The sequence below is a fragment of the Rhizobium sp. P1_B8 genome (assembly GCF_056406515.1).
The window spans coordinates 13702-33117 of record NZ_JBFTZZ010000048.1; the positions used below are offsets into that span (position 1 = coordinate 13702).

Annotated in this window: 24 protein-coding genes and 3 pseudogenes; 14 read left to right on the top strand and 13 right to left on the bottom strand. The window is 59.2% G+C overall.

Going from position 1 to position 19416, the window contains the following annotated elements:
• Positions 1–158 precede the first annotated feature (158 nt).
• The 4 genes and pseudogenes from AC1D2N_RS34200 (at position 159) to AC1D2N_RS34215 (ending at position 3296) form a co-directional block, all read left to right on the top strand.
• Positions 159–422, top strand: coding sequence for a hypothetical protein (locus AC1D2N_RS34200; RefSeq protein ID WP_018517657.1), 264 nt, complete (start codon positions 159–161; stop codon positions 420–422).
• Positions 423–1517 carry a DNA polymerase IV gene (gene dinB, locus AC1D2N_RS34205; protein ID WP_018517656.1) on the top strand — a complete coding sequence of 365 codons (1095 nt, stop codon included), beginning with the start codon at positions 423–425 and terminating at the stop codon, positions 1515–1517.
• Between the two features lie 61 nt (positions 1518–1578).
• Positions 1579–2109 carry a dUTP diphosphatase gene (gene dut / locus AC1D2N_RS34210; RefSeq protein WP_018517655.1) on the top strand — a complete coding sequence of 177 codons (531 nt, stop codon included), beginning with the start codon at positions 1579–1581 and terminating at the stop codon, positions 2107–2109.
• Between the two features lie 39 nt (positions 2110–2148).
• Positions 2149–3296 (top strand): annotated as a pseudogene (locus AC1D2N_RS34215) (IS30 family transposase).
• A gap of 237 nt (positions 3297–3533) precedes the next feature.
• Here AC1D2N_RS34215 and AC1D2N_RS34220 read toward each other — a convergent pair.
• Both AC1D2N_RS34220 and AC1D2N_RS34225 read right to left on the bottom strand, forming a co-directional pair.
• The gene (locus AC1D2N_RS34220; protein WP_018517653.1) at positions 3534–3905 is read right to left on the bottom strand and encodes a COG4315 family predicted lipoprotein; all 372 of its coding nucleotides are present in this window, start codon (positions 3903–3905) and stop codon (positions 3534–3536) included.
• Positions 3906–4180: 275 nt separating this feature from the next.
• On the bottom strand, positions 4181–4654 hold the full coding sequence (locus tag AC1D2N_RS34225) for a thermonuclease family protein (RefSeq protein ID WP_018517652.1): 474 nt from the start codon (positions 4652–4654) through the stop codon (positions 4181–4183).
• On the opposite strand from AC1D2N_RS34225, the gene AC1D2N_RS34230 reads away from it, so the two are divergent.
• The 6 genes from AC1D2N_RS34230 to AC1D2N_RS34255 all read left to right on the top strand — a co-directional run bounded on the left by AC1D2N_RS34230 (position 4645) and on the right by AC1D2N_RS34255 (position 10225).
• Complete coding sequence (locus tag AC1D2N_RS34230) at positions 4645–5091, top strand: hypothetical protein (protein ID WP_162769133.1); 447 nt, start codon at positions 4645–4647, stop codon at positions 5089–5091. The two genes, AC1D2N_RS34225 and AC1D2N_RS34230, sit on opposite strands and share 10 nt — an antisense overlap.
• A gap of 125 nt (positions 5092–5216) precedes the next feature.
• Positions 5217–6119: a LysR family transcriptional regulator gene (locus AC1D2N_RS34235; protein ID WP_018517651.1), complete on the top strand. Its 903-nt coding sequence runs from the start codon at positions 5217–5219 to the stop codon at positions 6117–6119.
• A 118-nt stretch (positions 6120–6237) separates the two neighbouring features.
• Positions 6238–7134: an NAD-dependent epimerase/dehydratase family protein gene (locus tag AC1D2N_RS34240; RefSeq protein ID WP_018517650.1), complete on the top strand. Its 897-nt coding sequence runs from the start codon at positions 6238–6240 to the stop codon at positions 7132–7134.
• 54 nt (positions 7135–7188) lie between these two features.
• Positions 7189–8157 carry an aldo/keto reductase gene (locus AC1D2N_RS34245; protein ID WP_018517649.1) on the top strand — a complete coding sequence of 323 codons (969 nt, stop codon included), beginning with the start codon at positions 7189–7191 and terminating at the stop codon, positions 8155–8157.
• A gap of 121 nt (positions 8158–8278) precedes the next feature.
• A complete protein-coding gene (locus AC1D2N_RS34250; protein ID WP_026242449.1) occupies positions 8279–9103 on the top strand; it encodes an aldo/keto reductase in 825 nt (274 codons plus the stop codon).
• Between the two features lie 90 nt (positions 9104–9193).
• Complete coding sequence (locus AC1D2N_RS34255) at positions 9194–10225, top strand: aldo/keto reductase (RefSeq protein WP_104891208.1); 1032 nt, start codon at positions 9194–9196, stop codon at positions 10223–10225.
• 254 nt (positions 10226–10479) lie between these two features.
• Here AC1D2N_RS34255 and AC1D2N_RS34260 read toward each other — a convergent pair.
• The 3 genes and pseudogenes from AC1D2N_RS34260 to AC1D2N_RS34270 all read right to left on the bottom strand — a co-directional run bounded on the left by AC1D2N_RS34260 (position 10480) and on the right by AC1D2N_RS34270 (position 11565).
• Positions 10480–10796, bottom strand: a pseudogene (locus tag AC1D2N_RS34260) (hypothetical protein).
• 4 nt (positions 10797–10800) lie between these two features.
• Positions 10801–11100 (bottom strand): DUF982 domain-containing protein, encoded by a 300-nt coding sequence (locus AC1D2N_RS34265; RefSeq protein ID WP_018517752.1) that lies wholly within the window; start codon positions 11098–11100, stop codon positions 10801–10803.
• Positions 11101–11174: 74 nt separating this feature from the next.
• Positions 11175–11565 (bottom strand): annotated as a pseudogene (locus AC1D2N_RS34270) (Hsp20 family protein).
• A 152-nt stretch (positions 11566–11717) separates the two neighbouring features.
• Between AC1D2N_RS34270 and AC1D2N_RS34275 the strand changes: the two are divergent.
• Positions 11718–11885: a DUF3606 domain-containing protein gene (locus AC1D2N_RS34275; RefSeq protein ID WP_080646164.1), complete on the top strand. Its 168-nt coding sequence runs from the start codon at positions 11718–11720 to the stop codon at positions 11883–11885.
• Between the two features lie 184 nt (positions 11886–12069).
• Here AC1D2N_RS34275 and AC1D2N_RS34280 read toward each other — a convergent pair whose 3' ends face one another.
• From AC1D2N_RS34280 to AC1D2N_RS34305, 6 genes are all read right to left on the bottom strand, one after another.
• Positions 12070–13059 carry a DUF3618 domain-containing protein gene (locus AC1D2N_RS34280; RefSeq protein ID WP_113543842.1) on the bottom strand — a complete coding sequence of 330 codons (990 nt, stop codon included), beginning with the start codon at positions 13057–13059 and terminating at the stop codon, positions 12070–12072.
• The gene (locus AC1D2N_RS34285) at positions 13059–13475 is read right to left on the bottom strand and encodes a phage holin family protein (protein WP_018517755.1); all 417 of its coding nucleotides are present in this window, start codon (positions 13473–13475) and stop codon (positions 13059–13061) included. Before AC1D2N_RS34285 ends, AC1D2N_RS34280 begins: the two co-directional genes overlap by 1 nt.
• Entirely contained in the window at positions 13468–14037 is a 570-nt protein-coding gene (locus AC1D2N_RS34290; RefSeq protein WP_018517756.1) for a hypothetical protein, read from the bottom strand. Before AC1D2N_RS34290 ends, AC1D2N_RS34285 begins: the two co-directional genes overlap by 8 nt.
• A gap of 43 nt (positions 14038–14080) precedes the next feature.
• Positions 14081–14437, bottom strand: a complete 357-nt coding sequence (locus tag AC1D2N_RS34295) for a hypothetical protein (RefSeq protein ID WP_026242466.1) — start codon at positions 14435–14437, stop codon at positions 14081–14083.
• A 533-nt stretch (positions 14438–14970) separates the two neighbouring features.
• On the bottom strand, positions 14971–15504 hold the full coding sequence (locus AC1D2N_RS34300) for a hypothetical protein (RefSeq protein ID WP_018517758.1): 534 nt from the start codon (positions 15502–15504) through the stop codon (positions 14971–14973).
• An 86-nt stretch (positions 15505–15590) separates the two neighbouring features.
• Positions 15591–16457, bottom strand: a complete 867-nt coding sequence (locus AC1D2N_RS34305) for an MBL fold metallo-hydrolase (RefSeq protein WP_018517759.1) — start codon at positions 16455–16457, stop codon at positions 15591–15593.
• Positions 16458–16637: 180 nt separating this feature from the next.
• Between AC1D2N_RS34305 and AC1D2N_RS34310 the strand changes: the two genes are divergently transcribed.
• Together AC1D2N_RS34310 and AC1D2N_RS34315 are read left to right on the top strand one after the other, a co-directional pair.
• On the top strand, positions 16638–17177 hold the full coding sequence (locus AC1D2N_RS34310) for an ABC transporter substrate-binding protein (protein ID WP_104891207.1): 540 nt from the start codon (positions 16638–16640) through the stop codon (positions 17175–17177).
• Between the two features lie 149 nt (positions 17178–17326).
• Positions 17327–17602, top strand: a complete 276-nt coding sequence (locus AC1D2N_RS34315; RefSeq protein ID WP_245275464.1) for a WGR domain-containing protein — start codon at positions 17327–17329, stop codon at positions 17600–17602.
• Between the two features lie 164 nt (positions 17603–17766).
• Here the strand turns inward: AC1D2N_RS34315 and AC1D2N_RS34320 are convergent, their stop codons facing one another.
• Positions 17767–18243, bottom strand: coding sequence for an RES family NAD+ phosphorylase (locus tag AC1D2N_RS34320; RefSeq protein ID WP_018517761.1), 477 nt, complete (start codon positions 18241–18243; stop codon positions 17767–17769).
• Positions 18215–18931: an antitoxin Xre/MbcA/ParS-like domain-containing protein gene (locus AC1D2N_RS34325; protein WP_018517762.1), complete on the bottom strand. Its 717-nt coding sequence runs from the start codon at positions 18929–18931 to the stop codon at positions 18215–18217. The genes AC1D2N_RS34320 and AC1D2N_RS34325 overlap by 29 nt, the downstream gene beginning before the upstream one ends.
• Before the next feature lie 182 nt (positions 18932–19113).
• Between AC1D2N_RS34325 and AC1D2N_RS34330 the strand changes: the two genes are divergently transcribed.
• Positions 19114–19416, top strand: a 303-nt coding sequence (locus AC1D2N_RS34330; protein WP_477982870.1) for a transposase, incomplete at its 3' end; no start/stop codon positions are given.

Consider the following 19416-nt stretch of genomic DNA (forward strand, 5'->3'; position numbering starts at 1 on the left):
CAACCCGTTTTCGGCTTGAGAAACAGTAATATGTTCTGTATTTGTTCTTATAGAGTAAATGAGTCAATGCGCATGTGACCCGCTGAAGTTGAGCACGGGTGCAAGGCAGAAAAATCGCCAGCGGATTCAATCGGATGGTGAGAAAGGAATATTTTCGGATGCGCCGAACGCGGGTTGTGGACGATGCGCCCCCTAGACTGAAAGATCATAAAGTCCCGGTGGTCGAACTCATCTGCCGGGTCTGCGATCGCCATTGTGCACATGAGCGCAAACTGTTGGTGAAAGCGTTTGGCGCAAGCGTCACCTTCGCGGAAATCCGCCGGCGCATGGCCATGGGCTGCGAGCGGATGCAGACGCCCCACGGTGACAAGTGTGGGGCGCACTTCCCATGTTTGAGTCATGGTCTCGCTGATGGAGGCTAGATGATAACAGGCGAAGACAACCGCGAACGGCCGCGCAAGATTGTGCATGTCGACATGGACGCCTTCTACGCATCGGTCGAGCAGCGCGACAATCCGGAGCTGCGTGGCCTGCCGGTTGCCGTCGGCAGTCCTGCTGCCCGCGGCGTGGTGGCGGCCGCCAGTTATGAGGCCAGAAGGTTCGGCGTCCATTCCGCCATGCCCTCGGTGACTGCGCAGCGGAAATGCCCGGACCTCATCTTCGTCAAGCCACGCTTCGACGTCTACAAAGCCGTGTCGTTGCAGATCCGAACGATCTTCGCCGAATACACGCCGATGATCGAGCCGTTGTCGCTTGACGAGGCTTATCTGGACGTCACCGAAAACCTCAAAGGGATGGAGATTGCCACCGAGATCGCGGAGGAGATCCGCGCCAGGATCAAGGCGGCGACAGGACTGACCGCATCCGCCGGTATTTCCTACAACAAGTTCCTCGCAAAGATGGCATCCGACCAGAACAAGCCGGATGGCCAGTTCGTCATCACGCCGAAGAATGGTCCGGCCTTCGTCGAGCGCCTGCCCATCAAGAAGTTTCATGGCGTCGGACCGGCGACGGCCGAGAAGATGCATCGGCTCGGGATCGAAACGGGAGCAGACCTGAAGGAGAAAACACTCGACTTCCTCGTCGAACATTTCGGGAAGTCAGGACCCTATTTCTACGGGATTGCTCGCGGAATCGACGATCGTCAGGTCAAGCCGGACCGAGTGCGGAAATCAGTCGGCGCCGAAGACACATTCGCTGAGGACATCCATTCCTACGAACCCGCGCGCGAAGGGCTTCAGCCGCTGGTCGAGAAAGTCTGGGGATACTGCGAGGCCAATGAGATCGGCGCCAAGACGGTGACGCTCAAGGTCAAATATGCCGACTTCAGCCAAATCACCCGCAGCAAGACCGCTCCGGGACCCCTGTCGGCGATCACTGATCTCGAGGAGTTGGTCGACCTGCTTCTCATGCCGCTCTTCCCGCCGCAAAAAGGGGTCCGTCTGCTCGGCGTGTCGCTGTCTTCGTTGGAACGGCGGAGGCTTGAATCGACGCCGCAGTTGCGGCTGGCACTTTAGTTAGACACTTGCCGAATTTTTCCTGTCGGTGCCCATCGTGGCATAATTGTCGAGCCCATTGATGTGCGGTGACTTCCGACCGGAGAAGAGCACACCGGATAGGTCCCGTGTCAAAGTTCTGCTGTTGACCGATCGAGCCAGACTTCCAGAGTATCAGACCTCTGGGCCAGCCGGGGCGGACGTCTTCGCTGCCTTCGATGGCCCCGCCATCGAGCTGGCGCCAGGAACCGGCGAGGTCAGCACAACCGGGATCGCGCTCGAGTTGCCTTTGGGCGGGGAAGCTCAGATCCGATCTCGCTCGGGGTTGCCGGCGGAACATGGAATCATAGTCCTGAACTCACCCGGCACGATCGACAGCGACTACCGGGGCGAGCTCAAGGTGATCCTATTCAACACTTCCAACGCGCCCTTCAGCGGTTCCGGTGACCGCATTGCTCAGTTGGTCATTGCCCCTTTCGTGCAGGCGGAGTTTCAATCTTTGCCGGAGATTTCGGAGGCACCTCGCGGAGGCAGGGGCCTCGGCAGCACGGGGATTATGATATCGCTTTCGATGGCACCAATGATCGCTTTCGGTGGTGGGCTCACGGGATGAATGCAACACACTATTCTTTTGTCAAAGAGGAGTGTGGACATGAAGCGTCGACGTCGCATGTATTTTTCTGCTGCTCAGCGATCGGAAATCTGGGACCGATGGCAGGCTGGCGAGTCTATGAAGTCGATCGGACGCCTTTTTGATCGGGGATCTTCATCGATCTTCTCAGTGATCTCTCCCGCTGGTGGCATACGTCCGGCCGAGCGGCGACGAACGCCGAAGGCACTCAGTCTGAGTGAACGGGAGGAGATATCCCGAGGGCTCAGCACGCAGTGTTCTTTACGATCGATCGCCCGCACATTGGGTCGATCTCCCTCTACGATCAGTCGTGAAGTCCGTCGCAATGGTGGGCTGGATTGCTATCGGGCAGCACGTTCCGATCAGGCTGCCTGGGATCGATCCTTGCGTCCCAGGCTTGCTATGTTTCCTTGGCCCGCACAGTATCTGCCAAGCTGCAGCGGAAATGGTCGCCAGAGCAGATTGCTGGCTGGCTCAAGCGTACTTACCCAGGGGAGCCACTCAAACAGGTGTCGCACGAAACGATCTATCGCAGCCTGTACATTCAGGCCCGCGGGGTGCTGAAAAAGGAATTGCTTGAACACCTTAGGGCAAGAAGAACAATCCGTCGTTCCCGGCACGCCAGCATCAAACGGAGTGGATTGGGCCAGATCAAGGATGCGATATCCATAAGCGAGAGACCTCCGTCTGTCGAAGATCGTGCCGTTCCCGGCCATTGGGAGGGCGACCTCATCGGCGGGTCCAGAAACAGCTACATAGCGACGCTGGTCGAGCGTCACTCGCGCTATGTGATGCTGATCAAGGTCGCCAATAAGGATACCGAAAGCGTGGTCTCTGCCTTGATCAGGCAGTCGCAAAAACTACCGGCCGAACTCTATCAATCACTGACCTGGGATCGGGGAAAGGAACTGGCCGACCACCAACGACTGGCAATGGCCGCTGACGTTGAGATCTACTTCTGCGATCCTCGATCACCCTGGCAGCGCGGTTCGAACGAAAACACCAATCGGTTGCTGCGCCAATATCTCCCACGCGGCACCGACCTGTCCGTACACAGCCAAGCCAAGCTCAGTGCTATCGCAAGGCAGCTCAACGAACGTCCAAGAAAGACCTTGCTTTATCAGACGCCCGCGGAGAGGTTTGCAGAGTGTGTTGCAGCGATCAGTTGAACCCACTGTACATTGCGGTCATTGAAATGCGGATCGCGCAGTCAGCCACCAATCGCCAGCGGATTTTAATGAGACGCTTGCAATCGTTGTTGCACAATTCAGTCGATCACATGATTGCCAGCGGTCATCGGACAGGCCGGGTTTGTCGGCGAAGCCACAGAGAGATAGGTCGTTCCAGAAGTTGGTCTTGGGGTTCAGGGCGATCCAACGACCGCCCATCGAACCGTCCCCGGTGAGCTATTTGGCCACGTGCCACACTCCTCCAACGCCATCGCCGTTGGCTTCACCGGCTTTCTTATCCTCGACATAAGTGTAAAGCGGCTTACCCTCATAGGCCCACATCTCTTTGCCATCCGCAGCTTTGACCAGAGACCATTCGCCTTCCGCCTTGGCCTTGGCTCCAGCGTGGAACGCCGGCCACTTCTTCAGGCAATCGCTATCGCAGTTGGATTTGCCTTTCGTATCTTTGTCGAAGGTGTAAAGCACCATGCCTTTTTCAGTGCCCAGGACCTTGCCCATTTTCGTCTCGACCATCTTGGCCGGCTCGGCCGCAAAAGCAAACCCGGTGAAAGCAGTTAACGCACCTATCGCGATCAATATCGTTCTCATGATTTTTCTCCCATTCGGCAGTGCCGGCGGAATGCCAGCAGTACCCGATCTAACTGACAAAAACGCCCAACTATGAAAGCGGTTCCGCTCATGGAGGATGACACGACATACCAGGGGTCAATTTTGTTCCCGTGGAATGCGTGAGTGTATGTCCGGCCTGCGCCCTCTACCTCAGCCGCGACGCGCAGCGGGTTCGTTCAACGGCCCCAATCGGCCCCACTCTGCGCGCGGCGGATGTCTCCTACTGACGCGGATTCATCCGCGAATCCCGCACATCAGCAGGCCGACCGCCGCTTTAGTCGGGCTGCTCTCGCCTTGCACGGAACCTCGAAGGTTCCACGCCAGATGCCCAAGTCAGCAGTTTGGGCGGCTACCTGATCGTCCTGAAATGCTCCCTTGGAATATCTAGGCCAGTCTATGGCCCAGCCCTGCCTCACCAGCCAGGAATTCACGCTCTGCCCATCTGCCCTGAAGCAATCGGCAACAACGCGCTGATATCTGTCCTTGCCATGGCCCACGCAGCGGATCGGGCGCGATTTCGAAAGAAACTCGTCGAGTGCGAACGCGGCATCCTTGCCGCAGCGGTATGGCCTCCCTGCCGCGTCGCGACAGGCCTGCCAGCTTTCCGGAGCATCGATCCCATTCAGCCGGATCCGCTGCCCGGCGATCTCAATCGTGTCACCGTCGATGACCGACGCTCGGCCGATAAGCTGATCTGCTCCGGCAATCGAGTTGTCCAATGGATTCATTAGTGACTTCAGTAAGAGACGCGATGATTGGAGGAAGATGGAACTGCGGCCAGAAACACGGCAAAAACCTGACCTTGGCCGTCCTCAAGCCACACAACTCCGAGCAGCTCAGGCAGATCGAGCGTCAGATGATCGCGATCGAAAAGGAGATCATGCTGATCATTAAGGACGATCCCGACCTCGCGGGGCGCTTCGACATCATTGTCTCGATCCCGGGCGTGTCTGTAGTCACCGCCTTCGCGCTCCTGATCGACATGCCCGAACTCGGCACGCTCGATCAAGGGCAGGCAGCCTTGCTCACCGGCCTGGACCCGTCGCACGGCAGTCCGGGGCATGGACCGGCCGTCCCTTCAGGGCGCTCCGACATCAGGTCGTGGAGCGCCCTCACGTTTTCGATACCATTGCCGGAGATTGAAAGGCACTATGATACGGGGTAATTCTGTGATCGGCAGTGGAGAATCCGAGCCGGCAAACCAGCATCCGAGTGCTGAGTTGCACCAAACGAGCCAGAGCCTTTAAGACCGGTTGCGAAGTATCGCCGAACTAGCCTCCTGAGATCAACATGCAGTTCAAGCGCAATGAAATTCACGAGCTGTCGATCTTTCTCGCGATAGTCCAGTACCGTAGTTTTCGGAAAGCGGCGGATCACCTAGAGGTAACGGCTTCCGCCCTGAGCCACAGCATGAAGGCGCTTGAGCAAAGGCTGGGCGTTCGCCTCCTTAATCGAACCAGCCGCAGCGTTGCGCCAACCGCCGCCGGAACGGCGCTTGCCGAGAAGATTTCTGCCGGGCTCGAGCTTATCAACTCCGGCTTGGAGGACTTGAACGGGCACTATCAAGCTGGCGCCGGCAGCATTCGCATCAATGTTCTCAAAGATGCCGCCGTACTGCTTTTGCGGCCAGCCATCCCGGTGTTCCAGCAGCGCTTCCCCAATGTCGAACTTGAGGTCGCCGTAGATGACCAGTTCGTCGATGTCACCGCGGACGGCTTCGATGCCGGTATCCGGTACAGCGGCACCATTCCGGAAGACATGATCGCAGTTCCTCTCACTGCTCCTTTAAAATGGGTCGCGGTCGGTGCCCCCGACTATCTGAGGAACCACGGCCGCCCCGTGATGCCGGAGGATCTCAATTCCCACCGCTGCATCCGGATACGGACGGGCCGCGGCCAGATCTACAAGTGGGAATTTGAACGCGGCGACGACCGGCGCGAGATCGACGTTCCCGGACCACTGATCTCGGGCGAAACCGATCTTGCCATCAATGCGGCGCTCGAAGGCGCCGGGCTGTGCTATTGCCTGGAAAGGCTTGCAAGCCCCCATGTCTCGGCAGGGCGCCTGGAGGTCGTTCTTCCGAAGTGGGCGTCAATAGGCCCGCCGTTTTCGATGTATTATTCCAGCAGGCGGCAGCTTCCCTTCGGCGTCGAGGCCCTGATCAAGATCGTCCGCAGCCTCAACGGATTGTAGCGGCCAATTCCGATCGATGAATCAAACTCATCGGCTCAGTGATTTTCAGTCTATTGATTCATCGCTTTCCCACGTTGTACCGCTTTTTTCGAACCTTCGTGGAGAAGCGAGCAATCACATGAGCAAGCGGATCGTATTTACCGGCGGAAGCGGCAAGGCCGGCCGTCATGCCGTTCCATATCTGGTCAACAAGGGTCACAAGGTCCGCAATCTCGACCTCGTTCCTTTGAACTGCCCCGGCGTGCAGACGCTGATCACCGATCTGACCGACAGCGGCCAGACCTTCAACGCTCTGTCGATGCATTTCAGCGGCAAGGATCTGCAGACGGCAGGCGGACCAGCCAAGGTCGATGCCGTCGTGCATTTCGCAGCAATACCGAGCCTTCTCCTCAAGCCCGACAACCAGACCTTCGCGGTCAATGCGATCTCGACCTACAACGTCATCGAAGCCGCGGTGAAGCTCGGTATTCAGAAGGTGATCATCGCGTCGAGCGAGACGACCTATGGCGTCTGTTTTGCCGAGGGCGACAAGGATTTCCATTCCTACCCGCTCGAGGAAGACTATGACACCGACCCGATGGACAGCTACGGCCTCTCCAAGGTCGTGAACGAAAAGACGGCCCGCGCCTTTGCGATGCGTAGCGGCATCGACATCTACGCCTTGCGGATCGCCAACGTCATCGAGCCGCATGAATACGACCGTTTTCCCGGTTTTCTCGCCGATCCGGCATCGCGCAAGCGGAACGCCTGGAGCTATATCGATGCCCGCGATCTCGGGCAGATCGTCGACCTTTGCCTGCAGGCCGACGGCCTCGGCTTCCAGGTTTTCAACGCCGTCAACGACACTATCACGGCGGCGGAGCCGACACGTGATTTCCTCGCCAGATGGGCGCCGAACACGCCCATCGTTCGAGAGCTCGGCGAATTCGAAGCGCCTCTCTCAAACCGGAAGATTCGTGAGGTTCTCGGTTTCAAGGAAGAACACAACTGGCGGAAATACGTGGCCGGCCTGTGATCTCGCAACCGCGCATCTGTCAGGACTGACAATCATCAACTCGGAGGAAAGATCATGAAGACCGTGAGACTTGGTAAAACCGGGCTTGAAATCAGCCGCATCTGCTTTGGCTGCATGTCCTTTGGCAAGCAGACTGACGAACGCCCATGGGTTCTCGGGCTCGATGAGGCGCGGCCGTTGTACAAGCGCGCCTGGGACGCCGGCATCAATTTCTTCGACACGGCCAATGTCTACGCGCAGGGCACCAGCGAAGAGATAACTGGCGCCTTGCTGAAGGAACTGGCGCCCCGCCAGGAAACTGTGCTCGCGACCAAAGTATTCGGCCGCATGCGTCCCGGCCCGAACGGCCAGGGCCTGTCCCGCGCCGCGATCCTTACTGAGATCGACAACAGCCTGCGCCGCCTCGGCACCGACTATGTCGATCTCTACCAGATCCACCGCTTCGACCCATTCACTCCTGTTGAAGAAACGATGGAGGCCCTGAATGACGTCGTGCGCGCCGGCAAGGCCCGCTATATCGGCGCATCCTCTATGTGGGCCTGGCAGTTTTCCAAGCTCCAGCATGCCGCCGAGCTCAACGGCTGGACAAAGTTCGTCTCGATGCAGAACCAGGTGAGCCTCACCTATCGCGAGGAAGAACGCGAAATGCTGCCGCTCTGCGCCGATCAAGGCATTGCCGTATTGCCGTGGAGCCCGCTTGCCGGCGGCAAGCTGACCCGTCCCTGGGGTACCGAGACCAAGCGCGCCACCACCGACCGCTACAACAAGAGCATGTATGAGAAGACCGGCGACCGGGACATCGTCGACGCCGTCGAAGCCGTCGCCAAGGCGCGCAGCACCTCCATGGCGCAGGTCGCGATGGCCTGGGTTCTGCAGAAGCCGGTCGTAACCTCACCGATCGTCGGCGTCAGCAAGATGAGCCATCTTGAAGATGCGATCGCCGCGGTCGAGCTCGAACTCACCGGCGATGACATCAAGACGCTCGAAGCCCCTTACAAGCCGCTGCATGTGGGCGGCTTCTGACTACAGCGCCGCGCGTCTTTCAAGACGCGCAAAGGACGCTGTAACATTTTGAAACTGCTGCATACTTTTATCCTTAAATCGAATCCGATTTAAGGAATTATGCAGATGCAAGGAAGAGAACGTGACGAAAGAACCAATGGTCGCCGGCATCCCGCAGATGGGTTATGGCACATGGAACCGCTCGGCCGATGAAGCCCATCAGGGCGTCATCTGGGCGCTTGAAGCCGGCTGCCGCCACATCGACACCGCCCAGGGCTATGGCAACGAGCAGGATGTCGCCCGCGGCATCAAGGACGCCGGCGTGGCGCGCAGCGAAATCTTCATCACCACGAAGGTGAAGCCCGATAATTACGGCCCCGGCGCCGTTATGCCATCGGTCAGGGAAAGCCTGGAAAAGCTCCGCGTCGACCAGGTCGACCTGTTGCTCCTGCACTGGCCGTCGCCGCACAATAAATATCCGCTCGCCGACTATCTCGGCCAGTTCGCCGAGGTTTTCGATGCCGGCCTTGCCAGGCAGATCGGCGTTTCGAACTTTACCAGGGCACTGATCGACGAAAGCATCCGCCTGCTCGGCAGCCGCACGATCACCACCAACCAGGTGGAGTGCCACGTCTATATGCAGAACCGGCCGATCATCGACTATTGCCAAAAGCTCGGCATAGCCGTCACGGCCTATTCACCGCTCGCGCGCGGCGCCGTCGTCGGCGACCCGGTTCTTGAAGAGATCGGCAAGGCCCGCAGCGCCACCAGCGACCAGGTCGCGCTGGCCTTCCTGATCGCCAAGGGGCATGTCGTGATCCCGTCTTCCAGCAAGAGGGACCGCATCATGCAGAATTTCGAAGCCCGCAAGATCACGCTGACGCCGGCCGAGATCAAACGGATCGAAGGCCTCGAGAAGGGCATGCGACTGGTAAACGGCGATTGGTGCCCCGTTTGGGACGTGTGAAGGCAGTTCGCTGCTCCTTCTTTCACCGCCGTCGACATCGAAATGACAGCCGCCCTTGATGCCGCGGTTGTGTTCAAAGTGGAGATGAATATGGACTATCGCAAGCTCGGTCCCAGCGGGACCGTCGTCACCGCCTATTGCCTCGGCACCATGACCTTCGGCGCGGAGGCCGATGAGGCCGCCTCGCACAAGCTGCTCGACGATTATTTCGCCTGGGGCGGCAATTTCATCGATACCGCCGATGTCTACAGCGCCGGCAAGTCTGAAGAGATCATCGGACGCTGGCTGAAGGCGCGCCCGACCGAGGCCCGCCAGGCGATCGTTGCCACCAAGGGGCGCTTTCCGATGGGCAACGGACCCAACGATATCGGCTTGTCGCGCCGGCATCTCGGTCAGGCGCTCGACGATTCGCTCCGCCGTCTCGGCCTCGAGCAGATCGACCTCTACCAGATGCATGCCTGGGATGCGCTGACGCCGATCGAAGAGACGCTGCGCTTCCTCGACGATGCGGTTTCCTCCGGCAAGATCGGCTATTACGGCTTTTCCAATTATGTCGGCTGGCACATCGCCAAGGCCTCGGAGATCGCCAAGGCGCGGGGTTATACCCGTCCGGTGACGCTGCAGCCGCAATATAACCTGCTGGTGCGCGACATCGAGCTCGAGATTGTCGCAGCCTGCCAGGATGCCGGCATGGGCCTGCTGCCATGGTCGCCGCTCGGCGGCGGCTGGCTGACCGGCAAATACAAGCGCGACGAAATGCCGACGGGCGCCACCCGCCTCGGTGAAAACCCCAATCGCGGCGGTGAATCCTATGCGCCGCGCAATGCGCTGGAGCGAACCTGGGCGATCATCGGCGTCGTCGAGGAAATCGCCAAGGCGCATGGCGTTAGCATGGCGCAGGTAGCGCTCGCCTGGACGGCGGCGCAGCCGGCGATCACCTCAGTCATCCTCGGCGCCCGCACGCCGGAACAGCTCGCCGACAATCTCGGCGCCATGAAACTCAAGCTCTCCGACGACGACATGGCGAGGCTCAATGAGGTGAGCGCGCCTCAGCCTTTCGACTACCCCTACGGCAAGGGCGGTATCAATCAGCGCCACCGCAAGATCGAGGGCGGGCGGTAGTTCGTGGACTGGGACGGTGGCCGAGCCGCCGGTCCGGTTCGCCTCAGCGTAGGACATGGTAACGATTGACGTCGAGCTGAGGCTTGACCTGTCATGCGCTACCCCAGGTTCGGACGCAACCAGTGTTAAGGGGCTCAATGGCAACAGCTCCGCCGCGACAAGACACACCATGATAAAAGTAATCGAAGAGACGGCGCTCCATTTGGCCACCGCATAAGCCGGACAGCGCTCGCTTGAACAGGCGATCAAACGGCTCACCAAGGTGGTGAAATAGGCCGCTTGAGAGTGCGGTCTGTCAGATACCAGCGCCGATCGAGTTCTTTGAGGGCAGACTGTACCTCATCGATTGAAACAGGTTCCGGCGTTCCAGGAAGCCGGCGCTTCGCCGGCTTCGAATCAACAGCGTAAAAGTCCGACGCCCAGGCCGCGAGGATCGCGTGCTTGTCATCGACGGAAAGGGCCGGCGCTTTCACCACGTCCATTGGGCGAGAAGCTGCATGCCCTGAACCAGAACGGCTGGCCCCATCGCCATCGCGTTGCTGGCAGCCTGATGCAGCATGTTGTGCATCATCGGTCTACCTTATCGCACGGCGAATCTCGCGTCGAAGGCGAGACGCGGCGATCACATCGGGTTCCGGCGTGAGAAGATCATGCTTCCCGGCAAAGGCGGCAAACAGGCCGCGCGCGGTTTCCGCTTCGATTTCGCCGCGCAACGCGGCACTGCATGCCTTGAGTGCGATCGAATGTGCGGCGTCTCGCATTGACGCCGGCCATTCGACGAGATGTCGGTAGGCGTCCATCACGCTGCGAACCTCTGCCGGAAAGCCGAGACCGACAAGAATGGAAACAGGCTGTCTGAACATATCGGGTTTCATCGCTCTCTCCTTCCCAACCCGGAATGTTGACGGGCGCCGTCGTCACGGCGCCCATGTACTGCGGACAATATAGCTCAAGCCGCCTTCTGCGCTTCGATCTGCGTCGGAGCAGCAGAGGTCAAAGCAGGAGCGCTCTGGATGGAGATCTGGCGCGGCTTCAGTGCCTCCGGGAACCGGTGTTCGAACGGACGGCCGGCAATGCCGCGATGCAGATAGCCCCGCGGATGTCTCCTGCTTCTTGCCGGTGACAGTCAGCAGATTGGACTGGAAGGTGATATCCAAATCGTCCTGCGCGAAACCTGCCACCGCGATCGAGATCCGATAGGTGTCACCGGTCTTGACGATGTCATAGGGCGGCCAGTCGCTGATCGAACGGGCGCGCTGGGCGTTTTCCAGCAGGTTGAAGACCCGATCGAAGCCGATGCTCGAGCGGAACAGCGGTGCATAGTCATAAGATGTTGCCATAGCCATATCCTCCTTGAAACAACATGGGGTACGGAAACTCCGAAAGACCGTCGTGGGCGGCGACAAAGCCCTGTCGGCAGTGTTAGCCGGTGCCAGAACCTCATGATTCATCAGTCGTTTAGGATGAGCATCCCATTAGGAGGAACTTTCCGATGGCACCAGCAGAGGCCCTCCCAAGACGGATCCCGTGTCGCGGGAGGACAGTATTACGAGGTCCGATACGAAGCGGAAGGGGAGGGCTCTCGAAGACGAAGGTGAAGGCGGCTGTTAAGAAGGTCGGCAACAGTCGCGCGAAGGTTGAAACAAGCCTGAAGAAGTAGGCGCGCGGAGCCAAACCGGAGCCCCTATCGCCTCGTTATCCGGGTCTTCCGAGATGCAGCGGGCCGAGGTCGCCTTTATCACAACGACGGCAAGGGCAACGCCGATCGTGGACGGCAGAAATGCCTTCACTGCGACCGCGACGGCGTTTCGTCTGTAATCACATAACTTGTCTCCTCGCACTCCTCAATTCGATGGGGTGCGATCATTGCCTTGAGCACCCGCCTTGAACGCATCGACCTCCGTGATCAGGCGATCCTTAACCGCGTCGTGGGCATCTGACGCGACCGATGCGGCCTTTTCGTAGACCTCCGAGGCGACCTCTTTGCTTTGGTCGACAACATCCAATGCCTCGGCGGTGAGCCGCTCTTTCGTGAAATCGGCGGCCTCACCGAGAAATTCGTCTTCGGTGTCGGTGTGTGGCAACGCCGCGCCGATAGCCGCGCCCACCGCAAAAGCTAATGCACCGCCGACCAGCGGCTGATCGCGAAACTGGGTAAGGATCGCCTGATTGAGTTTGGTGGTTTGTTCCTGGAGGCTTGTCGCCGCCGAAGAAGATCGGTCAGACACCGAGCCGGCAACTGCACTTGCGGCGTCTTTTGCCTGCTCCCATCTCTCCGCTGCCCAGCCCGTTGCCGCGTCGAACATCGCACCCACCTCGTCGCTGATCTGATCGATCTGCCTGCCACTGGCATCTACAAACCCTCGATAGGTCTTGCCAGCTTCGTCGACGAAGTGACCAGCACGGCGTCCCGTTTCATCGGTCAGCGCTTTCAGCCTCTTGCCGGAGCTGTCCGCGAAATGGCTGTACCGCATCCCGTTTTCGATCTCGGGAGGGCCAAGACGGCGGACCGTTCCGTTCACCGGGTACAGCGGATACTCAGTCGCGGTCCGGAAACTGGTGGACACATCTGAAGAGGAGCTCCCCTTCGCCATTAGCCAGGCGAGGCTCACCCCCATCAAGGCGACAGGCAGGGGATTTTCCTTGAGGGCTTTGCCGAGGTTGCTGACATACTCTCCCCCGCCACTGCTCTTTGCATAGGCCAAGACCTCATCGATCAACTGGCCTGGCGACATTCGCTCCTGAATGGCGTCGATGCGATCTCCGATCCGCCGGCGATCTTGATCGATCTCCTGCTGAAGGTCAGCAGATGTTCTTCCAACTGTCGTTTCCATCAGATCTTCTCCTTGACAACATTGGCATCACGGCGAAGCGAGGTCGCGGTTCGATCCAATTTCAAGTTGCTTCCACGAAGTGCGGCCAGACCACGGGAAACCAACGCCCACGCGATGACTGCGATCACGACGCCGACGATTAGGGACGCGAGGGCACTGGCACTTGTCTCTGTAAAACCCTCGGTCACCAGGAACGCCGCAAGCCCTCCAACGAGGGCGCCCAACAGGACGCCGACAGCGCCAATCGCCAGGACAAGCCCGAAAACAAGCACTTCGACACCGCTAAGCACCTGCGAGAACTTTTCGGACGCCTCGGTCTTGGCGAGATCGATTTCCTTGCGAAGCAGCCCCGTGACATCGGCCACGAGACCGCCAACGAGCTCTGAGAGAGGGGTACTATCGACAGACTTAACCATTGATTTCTCCTCCCGTCGCCGAAGACCCCGAGCGTCCAACTGCAACGGTTTGGCCAATCGCTTCCGTGGGCGATCGCTTGGCGGAGGCAGTCAAAAACCTGCTTGCACTCAAGCCCGCAAGTGCCGCAATTCCAAGAAATGCTAGCGGTTGCTTGCGGCCGAATTCCTCGGCCATCACCGCGATTTCGCCGAGGTCCTTGCCTTCCATTCGTTTGGCCGCGGTCTGGACGCTTCGTCCGATCTGCCTGGCATACCGTCCGATCTCTGGCTGGTCGGATGCCTCCAGTTCCGCGCCGACCATCTCAAGCGCCGTCGCGATGCCGCCAACCTGGCGGGCTGCGAAGTAGGTTTGCTCGGAAATAGCCTCGTTGACCTTTTCGACGGCGGTATCGGCGCCTTCCTTTATGGTGACTCTGGCCGCGGTGACATCATCGGCCAACTTAGATTTCAAGTCCGCGAGTGAAGGCTCCGCCTGCGGGGGCGCAGGCGCTCTTGGAGATGGCGTGGATGTTTGCGATGACGGCTTTGGCGGGCCATTTAATTCTGTGAATTCGCTTGGCACTGTAGCCTCCCATGGCTTAACAAAAGCGGCTCTGGCCGCAATCCTAAACCTCGACTAGAGGCCTTTGTTCCCAGTCCTGAGCGCTGTCGCTCTTTTTGACATTTGACGTCTCCGGCGAGGGCGCGAAGAGCGTTCCAGGCCCTGATGCCGGCGTACCGATCAACCCGCGGGCGGGAAGCCCGTCGACCGCCGGCGCCTGGCAAGACACGGCGGAGTCATGCTCGAGGCTCCAAGCGCCATGCCGAGGAAGTGCTACTCGTCTGAACACTTTGGCGATGCGGCCATTGCCTAGCAGGAGCGCTGCGAGATCCTCGACCGAGTATGCCTGCCGGTATCGAGCCGTCCCGTCGATCTCGACGTGGAGCGGACGCACCGGAACCGGAATGTGAGAGCTGCCCATACGCATGACTCCTGAGTGCTTCGAATCAGTACATGGGAAGTGATTCGCATCGTGCTGAACACGTCGCGTGGCTCCCTCGATACAAATACAACAAAGACATAACATGATCCCGGCGCCGGCTTTGTCGGCACCCTAGAGTTAAGCTCTCGAGTTGGTTGGGCGCGGCATCCTGCTCGTCATATGCTTCTTTCGTGGCTTGGGCGCCGCTCAATCATGAGATAGCTGCACGATCCCAAACGCGCGATATCAATGACCAAATCGGTGAATCGGAGGATGTCCGTGGCACCGTCGAAGACGCCAAGGTCGGCCGGCGCCAAAGGCCTGCAAACAGGAACCATGGTGTGCTAGCGAGTGGTTCACCTGCCTCTCGTCGGTCCGGGCCGGCCACGTCAGCCGTTATCATCTGCCAAAGCGCGGTACCATGTGTGACTCCTGTAGTTGCTGGAGGTCGCCCTCGATCCTCGTCGGAGGAGGATATTCGACGAAGATAGCCGTGGCATTGGTCCCGTGATCGAACTTAACACAACGGCTTATTATCCTCGGTTGCCGTCCCTTGATGCCGGGCTCGGCGGCACGGGCAGTATGATTTCCGACGCGACCTTCCAATCCTTCGCGATCTTCTTCCAGGTGATGATCATCAGGAACGGCTTGGGGGTTCCGTCCTGCCCGGCATAGGACACGGTGATTTCCATCGGCGCGTAGGATTCCGCGACATCCGGGGTCAACGCGACCACCTTGAGCTTGGAGAGATCGGGTGTCAGCACGACAGGGCCAGAGGCGGCTATGTCGTGCAGTTTATGATCGATCGCGTTGTTTCCCCAGAAGCCTGCCCAATTGCCTTCGGAGGGAACGGCGCTCTTCGCCACCAGAAGAGCGGATGGCGATTGCCAGAACATTGCGTGCAGACCCTTAATGTCATGCTTGTTCGCCAGCTCCATGAGCTCGCCGAAACGGGATTGGATCGTGCCGATGGTGCGAGCGTCCAGCGGGTTCTTGTCGGCTGCCGAGGCTACGGTCGCGACAGCGGTCGCTAATGCGACGGTAGCGGCAAAGAGCATTTTCTGCATTGTCTATTCTCTTTTCGAAATGGAGCAGTTGGAGGTGTTCGAATCGCAAAGAGGGACCGGCGACGACGACCGGCTGGTCTTCGGCTTCAAGCCTGCCTCTTGGCGACGTTTGCGGCCCCCCAGAGCGAGCCGACGTTGACCCGATTGGGATAGAGCTGCAGCATGGCGTCGTAGAGTTCGCGCGCGGTCGTGGTCACCTCGTTCAGGCGATTGAAGTCGCGGATATACTGTCGTGTCTCGCCAATGATGCGCGGGTCGTCAGGATTTTCCGGGACCTTGTGCCCTGCGATCACCGCCCGAGGGGCAAGGGCTTCGAGCTTGTCCAGCGCGGAAATCCATTCGAGCCGGCTCTCGGTCGTGGTTTCCCCGAGATAGAGGTGAATGCCGTTGTAGACGACGTCGCCGCCGACAATCAGCCCCGCCGACGGGACATACAGGCTTGTCGACACCGCCGTATCGGTGCGCCCCGCGTTCACTGCCACAAGCTTGTGCCCTTCCAGCTCCAGCTCATTGTTTTCCAAGGGTTCGGCCGCAAACAGCCGGTCGGGGATCTGGCCCGGAAAGAGCCTGCGCCAGAAGTTCTCGACCGAGGCCGGTGACAAATGCTCGTGCATGGCCTCCACCACGGCCGGCGTCGCGACGGCTCTGGCGTTCGGAAAGCGATCGAGGAGCGGCGCTAGCCCGAAGAAGTGATCGCCATGCCCGTGCGTAATGTAGATGGCCGTCAGGTTCTTGCCGCTGGCGGCAACCCAATCCGACAACGTCTGTGTCTGTTCGGTGGTGAGGAAGGTGTCGACCAGGACCGCGTCGCGTTTGCCGTAGATCAGCGTCGATGAATTCGCCACCCACATCAGATCTTCGTGGCCGGGAGGAACGTCGCGGCTGAGCCCTGGGCGCTTGATGTTGAGTGTATTCCGTGAAAGTCCGTTATTGGACGTTGTGTTCGTGGTCATGATCGTTCCTATGATTTGAGAAGCGTAATTGTTGGTTCGACTTGAGCGGAAATAGGCGGAGCACCTATGCGCCAGGCACGGTGAGATGCTCGCGAAATCAAGTCGCTCAAGGACTTCACAAGCAGCGACAAGATCGCACTTCCCGGCATCAAGACGTCGCTTGCCGCCGTCGTGCTGCAAATGATTGTCGCAAAGGAGTTCGGCGAAGAAAACTATGCGAAACTCGATCCTCTCACCGTAAGCCTTCCTCATCCCGAAGCGCTCGCCGCTCTGGTGAGCAGGAAAACCGAAATCAACGCCCACTTCACGTCGCCTCCCTTCCAGTATATCGAAGCCAAGTCGCCGAATGTCCATCGGGTGCTGAGCTCGACGGATTATCTCGGCAACATTACGCTCGACGTCACCTTCGCACCGAAGAAGTTCGTCGATGCCAACCCCAAGATGACGCAGGCTTTCATCGATGCCCTCGATGAAGCCAACGACCTGATTGCCAAGGACAAAAAGAAGGCGGCGGAAATTTTCTCCAGCAGCTCCAAGGTCAAGGTTGAGCCGGCGGATGCGCAGGAGATGATCGAGGACAAGGACGCGAAGTTCGATACGACGCCAAACGGAGTGATGAATTTCGCCGACTTCATGCACCGCGCCGGCCTGATCAAGACCGTTCCAAGCAAGTGGAGCGATATGTTCGTTCCGCAGCTTGCGGATCGCAAGGGCAGCTAAGTTCCTCCCAGCGAGGGTCGAGGCATTCCGATGTCTTGGCCCCTCGTAAATATTCCGACGTCAGTCACAGCGTCTGACAGATGCAGATATGCATCACGAAAATGAATCGAAAGTGGCTTTTCGATTCAGAACTGTCGTTGGACCATAGCGTGAACATCAACGATCATTGGGTATGGGTATTCACCACTACCAGCTTGATCGATGCAAGCCGGAACATGGCCCGATATTACTCGCTTTCGATCCAGCAAACCCTGTTCGGAGGGACGGCGGTCGTGCGAACATGGGGACGGATCGGTAAGGCAGGCAGGGAGATGACAGAACTCTTCGGCACGGAAAGGGATGCGATCTCGCGTTTTCTCGAATTGGCACGGCACAAAAGAAAAAGAAACTATACGCCAGCAAGAAATTGTGGAAACACCGGCTGAAGAGAGTGAGGATGGCTGTCATGGAGAGCGGGCACTCCGGACCGAGACACCAATTTCCTTCAGCGCGGGGACCAGACCTGGGTGTCGGAGAAGCTCGATTGCCGGCGTCGTCGCAAGCTTGCGCGTCACCGCACGGTCGTAGACCGCAAGGCAATGCGCGCCTGTCAACCGCGATGCGATAATAACCCATCGGCATCGAAGGCCCCGTAGACGGCCTCGCTCAGCGCCTGCCCATCGCTGTGGGCTTTCGCACGGGCAGCATCGGTGCTGACCCCGAGCTTCAGGAGGCCGGTGGTTCTCAGATCGAGGACCGTCAAGGGATCGACCGCGGAAACCTCGGCAATCGCCCAGTCTTCGAACTCTGTTTCATCAAGCACCCGGTCGGCGCTCCCCTCGAAGCGGTCGCGCACGATTGTTTCCGCAATCGCCGTCGACAGATCCTGTGCGATGTAGGCCAGGCGAAATCGCCTGTGAGGGCTGGAAAAGCGGCTATTGCCAAAGCCCATGCCGAGTGGCGTCGCCATGTGGTTACGTGGCAAAACGCGCAGCCAGGCATTCGGCCGAAACGCTAGCGCGAGATCGGCAACTGTTGTGGGATCGAGTCGCACGGTTTCAGCCGAAATCACGCTCGGCCGCAGCAAGGACCTCGTCCAGACGGCTGCTTTTCAAGAGATCCAGCGGCGAGCCGCCGATATCGGGCTTTGTCCGGATCAACCACTGCCATGCAACACGGGGATTGCGGATGATCCGTGTCACTTGGGCCATGCCCTCTACCGGGCGTCCATCGACGAACTGTGCCAATGGAAAGACATGCTTGCGCTCACCCTTCAGCAGGCCAATCACCGCGCCACGCCGCTGCCAGTCGTGCAGGGTCGACCGTTTCGTGCCAAATGTCTTTTCGATCTCGGCCGGCCCCGCGACAGGACCGGCCCAGTCTTCGAGACGCGTCGGCTCTGCAAAAGCTGCAAGTCTGCGCCTTCCTTCATCGAGATCGATAGGTGCTGGAAGGCCGGAGCCGTGACTGACCTCGACGGACTTGCCAACCGCAAGCGGTGCGAGGCGAACGTCCGCTTCCGCGACGAGACCAGCGACCGCGACCGCGACAGCTTGCGCCAGCTCGCGTTCGTCGGCAACGATCCGGCGTTGCTGGTCGGCGGCTAGACGTGCGGTCGCTGCGGTGACTGCGGCAACGACACGCCCCGTCGCGGCAAGTGCCGTCTTGGAAAGACGTGGATTATGACGGGCGAGGACCTCGACGACATCGGCAATGGCCGCCGGGTTTAAGCCGGACAGGGAGGTTGCTGACGATTTCCTGACGGATGTAACCATGTTCCTGCTCCTATCATCTGCGACGATAAATAGTACAGATTGTCCGGAATGTCTAGATTGCATGACACATTACAACGTGGCAGATAGGTCCGCGGCGGCCATCGCAAGGCTTTCACGGCCGTGTTGCGTGGATCGGCGCGGATCTGATACCAGGCGACCGTTTTTGGTCCCAGGATATTTGGATGCCGCATAAGTTCAGTGAAGACCGCAGGCACAAGATAGCCAAGCAGAAGTTTAAGGTCACGAACTGGGCGGCTTATAATGAAAGCCTTCGCCAGCGTGGTGATTTGACTGTCTGGGTGAGCGATGAGGCGCTTTCTCAATGGTCGGCCCAGCGCCGGACGTCTCGTGGCGGCCAGCCGAAATACTCGGACCTGGCGATTACGATGTGCCTGACCGTGCGTGTTGTTTACGAATTGCCTTTGCGTCAAACCCAAGGCCTGATGCGCAGTATCGCGGCGCTGATGGGAGTTGAAATTACCGTG

Bases quoted from the DNA above. Each gene is read 5' to 3' on its own strand.
- AC1D2N_RS34200 (WP_018517657.1), top strand. From the start codon at position 159: ATGCGCCGAACGCGGGTTGTGGACGATGCGCCCCCTAGACTGAAAGAT.
- dinB (WP_018517656.1), top strand. From the start codon at position 423: ATGATAACAGGCGAAGACAACCGCGAACGGCCGCGCAAGATTGTGCAT.
- dut (WP_018517655.1), top strand. From the start codon at position 1,579: ATGTGCGGTGACTTCCGACCGGAGAAGAGCACACCGGATAGGTCCCGT.
- AC1D2N_RS34220 (WP_018517653.1), bottom strand. From the start codon at position 3,905: ATGAGAACGATATTGATCGCGATAGGTGCGTTAACTGCTTTCACCGGG.
- AC1D2N_RS34230 (WP_162769133.1), top strand. From the start codon at position 4,645: ATGGATTCATTAGTGACTTCAGTAAGAGACGCGATGATTGGAGGAAGA.
- AC1D2N_RS34225 (WP_018517652.1), bottom strand. From the start codon at position 4,654: ATGAATCCATTGGACAACTCGATTGCCGGAGCAGATCAGCTTATCGGC.
- AC1D2N_RS34235 (WP_018517651.1), top strand. From the start codon at position 5,217: ATGCAGTTCAAGCGCAATGAAATTCACGAGCTGTCGATCTTTCTCGCG.
- AC1D2N_RS34240 (WP_018517650.1), top strand. From the start codon at position 6,238: ATGAGCAAGCGGATCGTATTTACCGGCGGAAGCGGCAAGGCCGGCCGT.
- AC1D2N_RS34245 (WP_018517649.1), top strand. From the start codon at position 7,189: ATGAAGACCGTGAGACTTGGTAAAACCGGGCTTGAAATCAGCCGCATC.
- AC1D2N_RS34255 (WP_104891208.1), top strand. From the start codon at position 9,194: ATGGACTATCGCAAGCTCGGTCCCAGCGGGACCGTCGTCACCGCCTAT.
- AC1D2N_RS34265 (WP_018517752.1), bottom strand. From the start codon at position 11,100: ATGAAACCCGATATGTTCAGACAGCCTGTTTCCATTCTTGTCGGTCTC.
- AC1D2N_RS34275 (WP_080646164.1), top strand. From the start codon at position 11,718: ATGGCACCAGCAGAGGCCCTCCCAAGACGGATCCCGTGTCGCGGGAGG.
- AC1D2N_RS34280 (WP_113543842.1), bottom strand. From the start codon at position 13,059: ATGGAAACGACAGTTGGAAGAACATCTGCTGACCTTCAGCAGGAGATC.
- AC1D2N_RS34285 (WP_018517755.1), bottom strand. From the start codon at position 13,475: ATGGTTAAGTCTGTCGATAGTACCCCTCTCTCAGAGCTCGTTGGCGGT.
- AC1D2N_RS34295 (WP_026242466.1), bottom strand. From the start codon at position 14,437: ATGGGCAGCTCTCACATTCCGGTTCCGGTGCGTCCGCTCCACGTCGAG.
- AC1D2N_RS34300 (WP_018517758.1), bottom strand. From the start codon at position 15,504: ATGCAGAAAATGCTCTTTGCCGCTACCGTCGCATTAGCGACCGCTGTC.
- AC1D2N_RS34305 (WP_018517759.1), bottom strand. From the start codon at position 16,457: ATGACCACGAACACAACGTCCAATAACGGACTTTCACGGAATACACTC.
- AC1D2N_RS34310 (WP_104891207.1), top strand. From the start codon at position 16,638: ATGATTGTCGCAAAGGAGTTCGGCGAAGAAAACTATGCGAAACTCGAT.
- AC1D2N_RS34325 (WP_018517762.1), bottom strand. From the start codon at position 18,931: ATGGTTACATCCGTCAGGAAATCGTCAGCAACCTCCCTGTCCGGCTTA.